The 12,030-nt window shown below is 59.0% G+C and carries 12 protein-coding genes and 1 pseudogene; 8 read left to right on the top strand and 5 right to left on the bottom strand.

Features of this window, described 5'->3' with window-relative positions:
• The first annotated feature begins 19 nt into the window (after positions 1-19).
• Together HF916_RS05830 and HF916_RS05825 are read left to right on the top strand one after the other, a co-directional pair.
• Positions 20-907, top strand: coding sequence for an IS5 family transposase (locus tag HF916_RS05830; protein ID WP_206001694.1), 888 nt, complete (start codon positions 20-22; stop codon positions 905-907).
• Positions 908-1,096: 189 nt separating this feature from the next.
• Positions 1,097-1,736, top strand: a pseudogene (locus tag HF916_RS05825) (ISKra4-like element ISBte1 family transposase); the annotation flags it as partial.
• A gap of 44 nt (positions 1,737-1,780) precedes the next feature.
• On the opposite strand, the gene HF916_RS05820 reads toward HF916_RS05825, so the two are convergent.
• The 3 genes from HF916_RS05820 to HF916_RS05810 form a co-directional block, all read right to left on the bottom strand.
• Positions 1,781-2,098 carry a CcdB family protein gene (locus HF916_RS05820; protein ID WP_168788083.1) on the bottom strand — a complete coding sequence of 106 codons (318 nt, stop codon included), beginning with the start codon at positions 2,096-2,098 and terminating at the stop codon, positions 1,781-1,783.
• A complete protein-coding gene (locus HF916_RS05815) occupies positions 2,098-2,337 on the bottom strand; it encodes a type II toxin-antitoxin system CcdA family antitoxin (protein WP_168788131.1) in 240 nt (79 codons plus the stop codon). The genes HF916_RS05820 and HF916_RS05815 overlap by 1 nt, the downstream gene beginning before the upstream one ends.
• Positions 2,338-2,798: 461 nt before the next feature.
• Entirely contained in the window at positions 2,799-4,145 is a 1,347-nt protein-coding gene (locus tag HF916_RS05810) for a PQQ-dependent sugar dehydrogenase (RefSeq protein ID WP_168788130.1), read from the bottom strand.
• A 339-nt stretch (positions 4,146-4,484) separates the two neighbouring features.
• Here HF916_RS05810 and HF916_RS05805 point away from each other — a divergent pair, with 339 nt between their 5' ends.
• A complete protein-coding gene (locus HF916_RS05805; protein ID WP_168788129.1) occupies positions 4,485-5,060 on the top strand; it encodes a cytochrome b in 576 nt (191 codons plus the stop codon).
• Between the two features lie 9 nt (positions 5,061-5,069).
• Positions 5,070-5,762 (top strand): VIT1/CCC1 transporter family protein, encoded by a 693-nt coding sequence (locus HF916_RS05800; RefSeq protein ID WP_168788128.1) that lies wholly within the window; start codon positions 5,070-5,072, stop codon positions 5,760-5,762.
• 313 nt (positions 5,763-6,075) lie between these two features.
• Here the strand turns inward: HF916_RS05800 and HF916_RS05795 are convergent, their stop codons facing one another.
• Together HF916_RS05795 and HF916_RS05790 are read right to left on the bottom strand one after the other, a co-directional pair.
• Positions 6,076-6,399: a hypothetical protein gene (locus tag HF916_RS05795; RefSeq protein WP_168788127.1), complete on the bottom strand. Its 324-nt coding sequence runs from the start codon at positions 6,397-6,399 to the stop codon at positions 6,076-6,078.
• A 269-nt stretch (positions 6,400-6,668) separates the two neighbouring features.
• The gene (locus HF916_RS05790) at positions 6,669-7,796 is read right to left on the bottom strand and encodes a formylglycine-generating enzyme family protein (protein WP_168788126.1); all 1,128 of its coding nucleotides are present in this window, start codon (positions 7,794-7,796) and stop codon (positions 6,669-6,671) included.
• A gap of 994 nt (positions 7,797-8,790) precedes the next feature.
• Here HF916_RS05790 and HF916_RS05785 point away from each other — a divergent pair.
• From HF916_RS05785 to HF916_RS05770, 4 genes are all read left to right on the top strand, one after another.
• On the top strand, positions 8,791-9,564 hold the full coding sequence (locus HF916_RS05785; protein WP_168788125.1) for an ABC transporter substrate-binding protein: 774 nt from the start codon (positions 8,791-8,793) through the stop codon (positions 9,562-9,564).
• Between the two features lie 121 nt (positions 9,565-9,685).
• Positions 9,686-10,375, top strand: a complete 690-nt coding sequence (locus HF916_RS05780) for an ABC transporter permease (protein ID WP_168788124.1) — start codon at positions 9,686-9,688, stop codon at positions 10,373-10,375.
• Positions 10,372-11,085, top strand: coding sequence for an ABC transporter permease (locus HF916_RS05775; protein WP_168788123.1), 714 nt, complete (start codon positions 10,372-10,374; stop codon positions 11,083-11,085). Before HF916_RS05780 ends, HF916_RS05775 begins: the two co-directional genes overlap by 4 nt.
• 38 nt (positions 11,086-11,123) lie before the next feature.
• Positions 11,124-11,891 (top strand): ABC transporter ATP-binding protein, encoded by a 768-nt coding sequence (locus HF916_RS05770; protein ID WP_168788122.1) that lies wholly within the window; start codon positions 11,124-11,126, stop codon positions 11,889-11,891.
• Positions 11,892-12,030 lie beyond the last annotated feature (139 nt).

Raw genomic sequence — 12,030 nt, 5'->3', positions numbered from 1 at the left:
GAGCCTGAAAAAGCGCGGCATGATCAGTTTGTATTTCCCTGGCGGCGATCTGAAAGCGCAGTTCATCAATGCGAGGCCTTACCCCCAAGGGATCCCGGGACGCGAGCCGACTTATACGGCCGGTTATATCGAGCTGATCTACACGTTCTACCGGTTGTTCGGCTGGGGCATGCGGCAGATCACCGGCTACATGGCAGACTATTGGGCTACCCGAGGGCTGGACATTGCGGTGCCCAGCTTTGGCCACCTGTGCGACCGGTTTGCCGCGCTGGAGGTGAGCGTCAAGCAGCACTGCGGGCAACTGGCGAGACGGCTAGCTGACGGCGAAGCTGTGAGCGTGATTGTCGACAGCACGGGACTGAGCTTCGGTCGCGCCAGTGAGTGGTACGAACAGAAGTACGGCCAAAGAGCCACGCGTACGCCGTGGCGCAAGATGCACCTGGCGATCGGTGCGGACATGAACATTCACGCAATCAGCATCACGACCACGGAAGTGTCGGACAGCGAAGGCATGGATGCTGTGCTGCCGGCTGATGTACCGGTGGACCGGGTGATTGCCGACGGCGCGTACTACAGCATCGAGCGCACGGAGGCTTTCTCACTCGCAGGAGTGACGCCCGTCATTCCACCTCCGGCTCATGCCGTGGCGCACGGCATGGAGGATACGCGCTGGCATGACCAGATCGTCGGATTCATTCAGGACAAGGGCATTTATGCGTTCCACAAGAAATACGGCTATGGCCTGCGCTCGCTGGTCGAAGCGCAGATCTCGCGCATCAAGCGATGCATTGGCGCCACCCTGCTGACGCAGAAAATTGCGTCACAGCACAGCGAAGGCGTCATCATCGCCAACCTTGTGAACCTGTGGAATTCATTTGGTAGACCTGTTTGCCTCAAAAATGCATAGTTGCGCCCGCAGCAAGGAAACTCTGTCTCTTCCGAACAAAGCCACGCAGCAGGAGGACTTCACGACACAGTATCAACTTCCGCCCCATCCCTATCTGCCAAGCGCACCGACGCAGCCTCCGCTGCCATATGTGAAATGCCGCTGTCAACCTGACGCCGCCAGATTTACGCGGATTTAGACCGCCATCGACAGGCTGCCGATCGGATGCTGGCGTTTCTTGCGCAGAAAGGCGTCGGCGCGGACCAGCCGGTAACTTTCCTGTCTGACGGCGGCGACACGGTTCGCCGTGCACAACTCGACTTTAACGATAGGGTACTCGACTGGTTTCACGTCGCCATGCGAGTACAGAATCTCGAACAGATGATCAAGGGGCTGCCGGACCGCGACGAACGGCCACGTGCTGACGTGCTGATCGATGGGCTGCGCCGTGCAAAGTGGCGCCTCTGGCACGGCTGGCCCTATCCGGCGCTGCAGCGGCTCGAACGCCTGGGCTGGGAACTCGCCACGGACGGCAGTCTCGAGGAGGCCAGGCTGCTGGCCAGACTCGAGGAGTTCATCGGTTACCTTAAGAACAACCAGCCCTTAATCGTGAAATACGGCGACCGCTACCGCCATGGTGAGCCGATCACGTCGAGCTTCGTCGAGTCGGCCGTGAACCGCGTGGTCAGCAAGCGTTTTGTGAAGCGGCAGCGGATGGCATGGCGACCGATTCATGCAAGGCCTTCTGCAGGTGAGGACGGCCGTCCTGAATGAGCAGTTGCGATCGTGCTTCGAGCGATGGTATCCCGCACTCGCGGTCAACGAGCACGCTCACGATATCGCGGCATAGAGCCCCCGCTTTGGTGCGGTCTCCCCGCAGCAGTGGTTGATCGATCAGAAGCCACCCAAAAGACGGTCAAGCGCTGCCGTGATCTTGTCCCGATGCTCCTGCAATGAACAGATCGAGGGACCAAGCTCGTTTAACGGAACAGATGCAATGAATGCCGGGTGCATCAGGCATTTGACGCCAGCGATGTCGAAGGACGGCGTGAAATCTGCCGGCAGTTTGCCGGGAGGGAAAGAGTCAGCACGAATCAGCGGGACAACGACCCGAATAGTTAGGCCATCAAGAAAGTCGCTCTGCACGTCGACAAGGTACGGCGTATTTGCCTTGCTTTTGCCGGGGTTGGCATAAACTTCAAATCGCGCCATCAAAACATCCGGTATTCGAGTGGAACGCCATTCTTTTCGACCCAGTCGTTGGTGTTTTTAATGAACTCTGCGTTCTCCTGCGCCCAGCGACGACCTTCCTCGGCCTTGATTGCGTCGCGTAAAGCTTGCTCGCACGCACGTGAGAAGTTGATGCCCAGTTCCTTCGCTCGCTCATAAACGTCGACAGGCAGCGTGACATTGGTTGCCTTACGTGAGACGGCGGCAGTTGGATGTGCCATGTGAACCTCCATGTGGATGGATATGCGCATATCTATCCACATTCTACACGTTATCAATCCCTTCGGCAGCGCAGTTCTATACGCTAGAAGTTGACATAATTAAGGTGATCATTTTTTCAGTAACTGGTTAGCCCAATTTCGGAAGACCGAGGCGGGCAGGTGACGGCCAGGAAGAGACGGTCAATGAGTTGTTGCGAGGGGCCGATGATTGTTGAGTTAGCGGCCGTTCGATAATTCGGCGACGGAGCGGTCAACCGGCGCGGATGTTCCGATCAATTACCGCAAACTGCCGAATCACGACAATGCTGGCTCTACCCTGCGGAGCGTCACCGGGATCCAGTTGCGGGTCCCCGTCTTTTCAGGTGACGCCACGGGCGTGCTGCTTTGACTGATGAAGCGTTTCTAATCGGCACGATAACCTTGCGTCCGCCCGGCTTCGGAGCAAAGCGACTAGGGCCGTGTCATTTACCTGCCGGCGCGATGTCAGCCGATTTGTCGTTGTTACGCGGCGCTACTCGCCATACGGCGTTACCGACGTCGTCAGCCACGAGCAAGGCCCCATGCGCGTCCAGTGCGAGGCCAACGGGGCGACCCACGGCGTAGCCGTCTGCCGTCAGAAAGCCGCTCAGGAAATCCTCAGGTACGCCAGCAGGTTTTCCATCGACAAACGGCACGAACACCACCTTGTAGCCGGTACGCGGTTTGCGGTTCCATGATCCATGCTGGCCAACAAATGCGCCTCCACGATAATGAAGCGGGAAAAGCGTCCGGTCGTAAAAGACCAGACCTAGCGAAGCCGTATGATTGCCGAGCGCATAGTCCGGCACGATGGCCTTTGCAACCAGATCGGGGCGTTGCGGTTTGACGCGGGTGTCGATGTGCTGGCCGTGATAGCTGTAGGGAAAGCCATAGAAAGCGCCATCTTTCACGGCGGTCATGTAGTCGGGGACAAGATTGTTGCCGAGATCGTCCCGCTCATTGACTGCCGTCCACAACGCGCCGCTGTCCGGTTGCCAGGCAAGTCCGTTGGCGTTGCGCAATCCAGCCGCATAGGGCCGCACATGGCCCGTGTCGATGTCGAACACGAGGATGCGCGCTCGACCTTCTTCGGCGTCGACTCCATTTTCCCCTGCGTTGCTGTTCGATCCCACCGTGATGTACAGATGCTTGCCGGAGCGATCGGCCAGGATATTTTTGGTCCAGTGATGGTTGATCGGCCCGGCCGGCAAGTCGGCAATCTTGACGCCGGGGCTTACAATCTGGGTGGTGCCCGTCACATAGTCGAACCGCAGCAGAGCGTCTGTATCGGCAACGTAGAGTTGATTGCCAATGAGCGCCATCCCGAACGGCGAGCGGAGGCCGCGCAGAAATACGGTCTGAGTCCTCGCGACGCCGCTGCCGTCCACATCGCGTAACAGCACAATGCGATCGGGGCTCGGCACACCGGCGCCTGCGCGCTTCATGACCTGCTTTCTGACCCAGCCGAATAGGCCGCTGCCTTCATCGTGTTCTTTTGGCGCGTCGCTTTCCGCTACCAGTACGTCACCATTGGGCAGCGTGTAAAGCCAGCGCGGGTGCGCGAGGCCACCGGCAAACTCGGTGACGAGAAAGCCAGCGGGTGCAGTGGGCATGAAGCCGTCAGGGCGCGCCTGAACGGGCGCGATGTTGACCATCGGAACCAACGACGATTCCGGAGCCGACATGGCGGGCGACGCGCCGAAGCCCGCGTCGCTTGAACTTGATGGTCCGACCGCGCAGGAGGCCAGCGGCAAAACCATTGAAATAGCCAGACGGTTTAGCAGGCGCATGTGGGTTCCCAGCGAAGACCGTTAATTGATGATGCATGGGAGGAATAGCAAGAAGCCGGCCCGTGACGTTGCCTGCTAAGGCGCAAACTGTTCCCGTGATTCAAGCGGAAAACCTCGGCCTCCCGGCATCCCGGTCTTGCCGACGCTACGTTGGCGGCTGTGCGGAAACAGCAGCGGAGTCGAGCATCCGGATCGCCCCTGCCCAGCGTCAGGTTTCCTTAAGGTAAGGTCGCTAGCATCAGTGAGATTTGTGCAGTGCTTTTTTCGGGCTATCAGTTCAAAATCCGCAGGCTGCGCGCCTCATCAATTCATCAAGTCGTGACAACTTGAGGAGCAAGAATGGCTAAGGTCTACGAAATGCAGCGTCCGGCATATGACGCAGTCGCGCGCACGCTGCACTGGCTAACCGTCCTGTTGGTCGCAATGCAATTTGTGATCGGTTGGACGATGCCGGATGTCCACAAAGACACGCAGCCGGTGAATCTGATCGCCTGGCATCTTGGCGTGGGCGCGACGCTCGTCGCCGTGATGGCAATCCGGGTGATCTGGCGATTGACGCATTGGCCCACGCCGGATGAGCTGCCGCCGCTACTCAGCGTCGTCTCGCGCATAACGCATGTTCTCCTCTACGCCGCCCTGGTGCTGGTGCCGCTGCTCGGCTGGATCAACGCGTCCTCACGCGGCTGGACGGTCCGCATGCTGGGCGTGGTGTCCTATCCTGCGCTGAGCGAACCGGGCTCGGCCTTCGGCCACGAGATGGGGGATGTGCACGGCATCCTCGCATGGGTGCTCTTCGCATTGATTGGTCTGCATGTCGTCGCAGCGCTGTTCCACCGCTTTGTTCTGAAAGACCATGTGCTGCAACGGATGCTGCCCCACGCAGGGCCGTCGCGTGATCAGGGTCGAGACCGCTAGGGTCTGCCAATGCCCAAGGCTCACAAGGAACCGCATCGAATCAAGGCGATTGGCTGGCTACGCGCTGCGGTGCTTGGCGCAAACGACGGCATCATTTCGACGGCAAGTCTGATAATCGGCGTCGCGTCCGCGCACGCCGAACATGGCCATCTGGTGCTGACCGGCCTGGCTGGATTGGTAGCCGGCGCGATGTCGATGGCGACAGGCGAGTACGTATCGGTCTCGTCGCAGGCGGATACAGAAACTGCGGCGCTCGCCGAAGAGCAGGCGGAGCTCGATGCGGATGGCGCGCGCGAGCATCGAGAGTTGGCGGCGATTTACGTGCGGCGCGGCCTCGACATGGCGCTTGCCAAACAGGTTGCGCAGGCTTTAATGGATCACGACGCACTCGGCGCGCATGCCCGCGACGAATTGGGTATTTCGGAAACGACCGCGGCAAATCCATTGCAGGCCGCGCTGGCGTCGGCCTGCAGCTTTTCGGTCGGAGCCGCTTTGCCGCTCATCGTCACGGCGTTCGCCCCGCAGCGATGGGTGGCCCCGAGTATCGCGGTGACGGCGCTGGTTTCCCTGGCAATCCTTGGCGGACTTGCCGCGCGCGTCGGAGGAGCTAAAGTGGGTCCTGGCGTATTGCGGGTTACCTTCTGGAGCGCGCTGTCGATGGGCGTGGCATCCGCAGTCGGTGCTATATTCGGCGCGACTTGAGCCGTGACATCTTTCCGCAATACAGTCACTTGCTATTCCGCGAAGGTTGTCATCTGCTTGCTCGGCTCAAATCCTTTCGGAATGTCCAGTAGCCAAAGCCGCCGTTATTACCCTGCCCATTGCCGTTCTGATGGTCGTCCTGACCTCGGTCGAATTGGAACGAGTCGAAGAGATCACCGATGGCCCGCGCATTGACGGGTGCATACGTGTTACCTGAAAGCGGCAGCGGATTCCGCGGACTTTCGCGCTGCGTGATCAGAGGCAGCTATCGGTTGCGATCGATTAATTGCCGATCAACGCGTGATCCGAATATTCATGCACCGCCGACGCTGCGGGAATACGGTAATACCGCGATCAGCGAAATGCGCGGACTGTCGCCGAAGAAATTGACAGGCTGAATATCGCGCGAATTGCAGTAGTGATGCCTTCGTCGGCAATGGTCAGGATCGCCGTCGACGCCTATAACTGGGTCGGGCTGGACAGCATCGACCATGCTTGTGCACACGGTTGACAATGTCGTCAAAACGTCCAGCATTCGCGTGTGGTGCGTCGACTGCTGTGGATATCTACGGGAGTTCATCATCGGACCGATAGCCTCGACGATGAAGTTATCAAGGCATTCTGGAAGCACGGTCATCTGCTTTCGGTCTTCGCCTTCGACAAATCGTTGCAGGTACCCACCCTACCTGAATGCGTTGCTTTGGTTTAGCCGATCAGCATGTTTTCACCCAGGCTGGGTCGCTTTTCTGACATTCCCAGGTCGGCGAACGATTCGGTGATCTTTCGTAGACAAACGCCTGTTTCACCTTTAGATCTGCCACTCCCGCATGGCGTATCGGAAGTCCGCTGGAAGTCTTTGTACTTCGACGCCATCCGATGCGTCGTCGTCTTGAGCGAAGCGCCGCCTCAATGGCGGGATTCCCGCTCCCACTCGTCTTCGTCCATCGCCAGCCGAAAGCCAAGATGCGACATGCCATTCATCGGGTCCGTACCGCGCCGCGCGCTGGTTCGGTAGCTGATGCAGTAAGTTTCGCTGCACAGGAACGAACCGCCGCGTGTCACGCGTTCAGGGGCCGAGGCGGTTGGGCCGTTGTCGGGATCGTAGCTAGACGCGGGTCCTTGAGGATCGCTAATGACACGTCCGGATGCCGCCTCGACGCGGAACGCGTCCGCGCGATACCAGTCGGCGACCCATTGCCAGACGTTGCCGGCCATGTCGTAGAGACCATAGCCGTTCGGCGCGAAGCGGCCCACTGCCATGGTCCCAACCTGAACCTTCTCGTGGCTGCCGCGATCGTCGACGACGGGGAATGGACGCGCCGCGTCGTCCCACGTGTTAGCCATCTTCCTGCCACGGGGCGCGAATTCGTTGCCCCACGCATAGTCGGCCTGCTCGAGACCGCCGCGTGCCGCGTACTCCCATTCCGCTTCGGTCGGCAGCCGCCTGTGCGCCCAGTGCGCATAAGCGAGCGCATCTTCGTAGGACACTTGCACCACGGGATGATTCTCCTTGCTGGAGATGCTACTGTCCGGTCCGCTCGGATGCCGCCAGTTGGCGCCCGGTACGAATTTCCACCAGCGCGAGTAATCGTTCAGCGCAACAGGCGCGTCGGTGCCGGTAAAGACAAGTGCGCCGGGGATTAGCGTGGCGTCGTCAACGCGCGGCGTGCCGGGCGGCAGTTGCACTGCAAGGTCTTCCCAGCGCGGCTTGCGTTCGGCCGTCGTTACATAGCCGGTCGCGGCGACGAAACGGGCAAACTCGGCATTTGTGACGTCGTGCCGGTCGATCCAGTAGCCATGCAGCTTGACCTCGTGCGCGGGCCGTTCGTTAGGCAGCGCACGCGGATGCTGGCTGCCCATTACGAACTCGCCGTCCGGAATCCACACCATGTCCGACGGGCCGGTTATGCCGTCGCCCACGGTGAGCGGAGCGGGGCCTCTGAAATGCTCGTACGCGGCGATGGCGGTGCCGGTCATGAGGAGGGCGAGCACCACCGTGCCCGCTTTGTGCAAATACTTATTGGTCGACTTCATTGCTGTTCCCGATGCAAAAAGCGCCGGCGTCCGGTTCGACGTCGGCCCTTCAGCTCAGCTGGTTTGACCGTATTGTGGATAGGCATGCTGGGCGGCTACCTGAATCGCAAACATGACCGGCCACCCGGACCAACCGTTATATGGCGCGGGTTCCTCCTCCTGCACGAGATCACGAAGATGTATCAGCTCTTCAGGCAAAGCGGATAACATGGCCACTCAACTTGTGGGTAATCCTGAGCTCTATAACGCCTGAGGTTCACAAGCGGTGGACTTAATCAGCATTGCCCTAAGGCGGGATGTCGGCAACGGCTCTCTGACGAATTTCTCTCGGGGCGTACAGGAAAGGGCTTAAGGCAGCAGGGCCGGCGCAGGGCGGAGCGCTGCTTATCCTGGTGAGGGGAACGCTCACTGCGGACCAATATTCACTCCCTCGGACGGACGTTGACCCAAATGCAATCGCGCCTTAAGCGTTGAACACCCCAAGCAGGCGCAGGAGCGGACCGGGGAAGGCCTTCATTCTCTAAAGAACGCGATCTCCCCAGCCCTTGCACGCTCTCCTTCAGCGGGCGTGCTCTGAACAACAGACAGCGCAGACCGTGCAACCACGCCGTGAGCAGCGAGTCCTGACGAAATCGACCTCCCCAAGTTTTGCACGCTCTCGATCTCATCGTCATCTTGTATAGACATTAGCGCGCATACATCACTTTTAAGGTGTACATACCACGTCATGCTGCGATGCACGCTTGACGGTCAAATCTAGCCAGCAAGCGCTAAAAACGAGTCGAAACCTTACATTCAACCAGTCATGTACGAGAAAACCCCAGTTGTTTCGGAGAATATTGATCGGATATCTTGTATATACAAGTTGAGCAGAACAGCGCGTCATGTACCTTAATTCGATAAGTCTAGACAACATAGGCACATCGAATACCGGGCGCTGCGAGTGACTCGAATCCCAACACCCGGTGTCACGAATTACCTTTCTGGAGATGTCATGAAGAAGCTCGCCCTGTGTATCGCGCTCGCGGCCATCGCAACCGGCGCCTATGCAAAAGACTGGTCCACCATCCGCTTCGGGGTCGACGCGAGTTATCCGCCGTTCGAATCGAAGGGTACCGACGGCAAACTGACCGGCTTCGACATCGATCTCGGCAACCAGATCTGCGCACGTCTGAAGGCCAAGTGCGTGTGGGTCGAAAACGACTTCGACGGCATGATTCCCGCGCTGAAGGCTAAGAAGTTCGACGGCGTGCTGTCGTCGATGTCGATGACACCGCAACGCGCCGAACAGATCAACTTCTCCGCGAAGCTCTTCAACACACCGACGCGCCTCATTGCGAAGAAAGGCTCGACCCTGCTGCCGACGCCGGAATCGCTGGCGGGCAAGACGATCGGTGTCGAACAAGGCACGATTCAGGAAACTTATGCCAAGACCTATTGGGAGCCGAAGGGCGCCAAGGTCGTGCCGTACCAGAACCAGGACCAGGTCTACACCGACCTGCTCTCCGGCCGTCTGGACGGCGCCTTGCAGGACGCAGTGCAGGCTGACATCGGCTTCCTGAATACACCGCGCGGCGCGGGCTTCCAGTTCGCGGGCAAGGACATCGTCGACGCAAAGATCCTCGGCAACGGCGCCGGCATTGGCATGCGCAAGGACGATGTGGATTTGAAGGAGAAGATCGACAAGGCCATCGCCGACATCATCAAGGACGGCACCTACAAAACCATCGAAAAGAAGTATTTTGTGTTCGACGTATACGGCAGCTAGGCGGTAGCTGAGCGCCTTTCGCCGGTCTACCCGCCGTATGTCATGGTTCAGCGTCACCCGTTCCCCCGGCCCGAATCGCCGGCACCGAACGGGGACGCTGTGCAATCGAGGATAGGAATCCATGTTCTTTCACGGTTTTGGCCCGCTTCTCCTTGCGGGCACATGGGAAACGATCAAGCTGGCTGTGTTGTCGCTGGCTGCATCGTTCCTGCTGGGTCTCGGAGGCGCTGCGGCGAAGTTGTCGCCGAACCGCGTCCTCTCTCAAATCGGCGTACTCTATACAACGCTGATTCGTTCCGTGCCCGATCTCGTGTTGATGCTGTTGCTGTTCTACGGCATTCAGATCTTGCTCAACAATCTGACTGACGCCCTCGGGTTCGATCAGATCGACATCGACCCCTTCGTTGCCGGCGTCATTACACTTGGCTTCATCTACGGCGCGTACTTCACCGAGACGTTCCGGGGGGCCTTTCTCTCGGTTCCGCGCGGACAGCTCGAAGCCGGTTTCGCGTACGGCATGAGTTCGTGGCGCGTGTTCAGCCGCATCATGTTCCCGCAAATGATGCGTTTCGCTCTGCCTGGTATCGGCAACAACTGGCAGGTGCTGGTCAAAGCCACCGCGCTGGTCTCAATCATCGGTCTCGCCGACGTGGTCAAGGCGTCGCAGGACGCGGGCAAGAGCACGCTTGAATTTTTCTTTTTCACGCTGACGGCAGGCGCGATCTATCTGGTGATCACGACGGTGTCTAACCTGGTGTTGATCTGGCTGGAAAAACGCTACTCGACAGGTGTCCGGAGGGCTGTACTGTGATCGAACTCGTCAGGCAATACTGGCAAGCCTATCTGTACACCGACGGTTACCGGTACAGCGGCCTTGTGGTCACCTTATGGTTGCTGGTCGCGTCGATTGGACTGGGCTTCTGCCTCGCCGTCCCGCTAGCAGTGGCCCGGTCGTCGCGCAACCGCTTTATCTCCGGACCCGTCTGGCTTTACACGTATGTGTTCCGCGGCACACCGCTCTACGTGCAGTTGCTGCTTTGCTATACGGGGCTCTACAGCCTTCAGTTCGTCCACTCGCACGCCCTGCTCGACACGTTCTTCCGTAACGCGATGAACTGTACGCTGCTTGCTTTTGCGTTGAACGAATGTGCTTACGCCACGGAGATATTTGCCGGCGCGATCAAAGCGACCGCCTATGGCGAAATCGAGGCCGCGCAGGCCTACGGGATGTCCCGATTCAAGCTCTACACCCGGATCATCCTGCCGTCCGCGTTGCGGCGCGCGCTACCCAACTACAGCAACGAGGTCATCCTCATGCTGCACGCGACGACGCTCGCTTTCACGGCCACCGTCCCCGACATCCTGAAGGTGACGCGTGACGTGAACTCGGCAACCTACGCGTCCTTCCAGGCGTACGGCATTGCCGCCGTGCTGTACGCCTGCATCGTGTTTGCGCTGGTATGGACGTTCCGCAGAATGGAAACACGCATGCTGGCCTATTTGAAGCCGCAAGGGCATTGAACCTGGCTACCCACAGCCAAGATGGAGTGTATCGGGATATGTATAAGCTGATCGTCGACGACCTGCACAAGAAGTTCGGTGACAACGAGGTCCTGAAGGGCGTGTCGCTCAAGGCGAAAGCCGGCGATGTCATCAGCATCATCGGTTCTAGCGGCTCAGGAAAAAGCACGTTTCTGCGTTGCATCAATTTTCTTGAGCAGCCTTGCTCGGGGCGCATCACCCTCAACGCAGAAGAGATCCGGACCAAGCCGGATCGAAATGGCTCCTTGCGGGTTAGCGATCACAAGCAACTACAGAAGATGCGCACCAGGCTGTCGATGGTGTTTCAGCACTTCAACCTGTGGGCGCACATGACCGTGCTGGAAAACATCGTCGAAGCGCCCATCAGCGTGTTGGGGTTGAGCCGGGCTGAAGCGGAGACCCGGGCTCGCAAGTACCTGACCAAGGTCGGGCTCAACGCCAGCATGGAAAGCAAGTATCCGGCCCATCTTTCTGGCGGCCAGCAACAGCGGGTGGCCATTGCGCGCGCACTGGCAATGGAGCCCGAAGTCATGCTGTTTGACGAACCCACGTCGGCGCTCGACCCGGAACTGGTCGGTGAGGTCTTGAAAGTGATGCAAGCCCTGGCTGAAGAAGGCCGTACGATGATCGTGGTCACGCACGAGATGGGATTTGCCCGCAACGTGTCGAATCATGTGGTCTTTATACATAAGGGAAAAATCGAAGAAGAAGGCCATCCTCAAGACGTTCTGGTCAACCCGAAAAGCGAACGGTTAGGCCAGTTTCTTACCGGCAGCCTCAAATAACGTTGCGAGGCCGCCTGAATCCGTGCAAACCAGAACGCATCCGCTCATTTCCCCGGCGCTCGGCACCGAACGCCACCTGACCAGTTTTCACTATGGCGCGTCAACAATCCTTCTACTACCGGTGGCGGGGCGATTAACA

It is taken from the genome of Paraburkholderia aromaticivorans (genome assembly GCF_012689525.1).
Lineage (GTDB): Bacteria > Pseudomonadota > Gammaproteobacteria > Burkholderiales > Burkholderiaceae > Paraburkholderia > Paraburkholderia aromaticivorans_A.
This window is presented reverse-complemented; position numbering and strand designations above follow the sequence as displayed.

Excerpts from the sequence above, each read along its gene's own strand:
- HF916_RS05830 (WP_206001694.1), top strand. The coding sequence starts at position 20 with ATGATCAGTTTGTATTTCCCTGGCGGCGATCTGAAAGCGCAGTTCATC.
- HF916_RS05820 (WP_168788083.1), bottom strand. The coding sequence starts at position 2,098 with ATGGCGCGATTTGAAGTTTATGCCAACCCCGGCAAAAGCAAGGCAAAT.
- HF916_RS05815 (WP_168788131.1), bottom strand. The coding sequence starts at position 2,337 with ATGGCACATCCAACTGCCGCCGTCTCACGTAAGGCAACCAATGTCACG.
- HF916_RS05810 (WP_168788130.1), bottom strand. The coding sequence starts at position 4,145 with ATGCGCCTGCTAAACCGTCTGGCTATTTCAATGGTTTTGCCGCTGGCC.
- HF916_RS05805 (WP_168788129.1), top strand. The coding sequence starts at position 4,485 with ATGGCTAAGGTCTACGAAATGCAGCGTCCGGCATATGACGCAGTCGCG.
- HF916_RS05800 (WP_168788128.1), top strand. The coding sequence starts at position 5,070 with ATGCCCAAGGCTCACAAGGAACCGCATCGAATCAAGGCGATTGGCTGG.
- HF916_RS05795 (WP_168788127.1), bottom strand. The coding sequence starts at position 6,399 with ATGACCGTGCTTCCAGAATGCCTTGATAACTTCATCGTCGAGGCTATC.
- HF916_RS05790 (WP_168788126.1), bottom strand. The coding sequence starts at position 7,796 with ATGAAGTCGACCAATAAGTATTTGCACAAAGCGGGCACGGTGGTGCTC.
- HF916_RS05785 (WP_168788125.1), top strand. The coding sequence starts at position 8,791 with ATGAAGAAGCTCGCCCTGTGTATCGCGCTCGCGGCCATCGCAACCGGC.
- HF916_RS05780 (WP_168788124.1), top strand. The coding sequence starts at position 9,686 with ATGTTCTTTCACGGTTTTGGCCCGCTTCTCCTTGCGGGCACATGGGAA.
- HF916_RS05770 (WP_168788122.1), top strand. The coding sequence starts at position 11,124 with ATGTATAAGCTGATCGTCGACGACCTGCACAAGAAGTTCGGTGACAAC.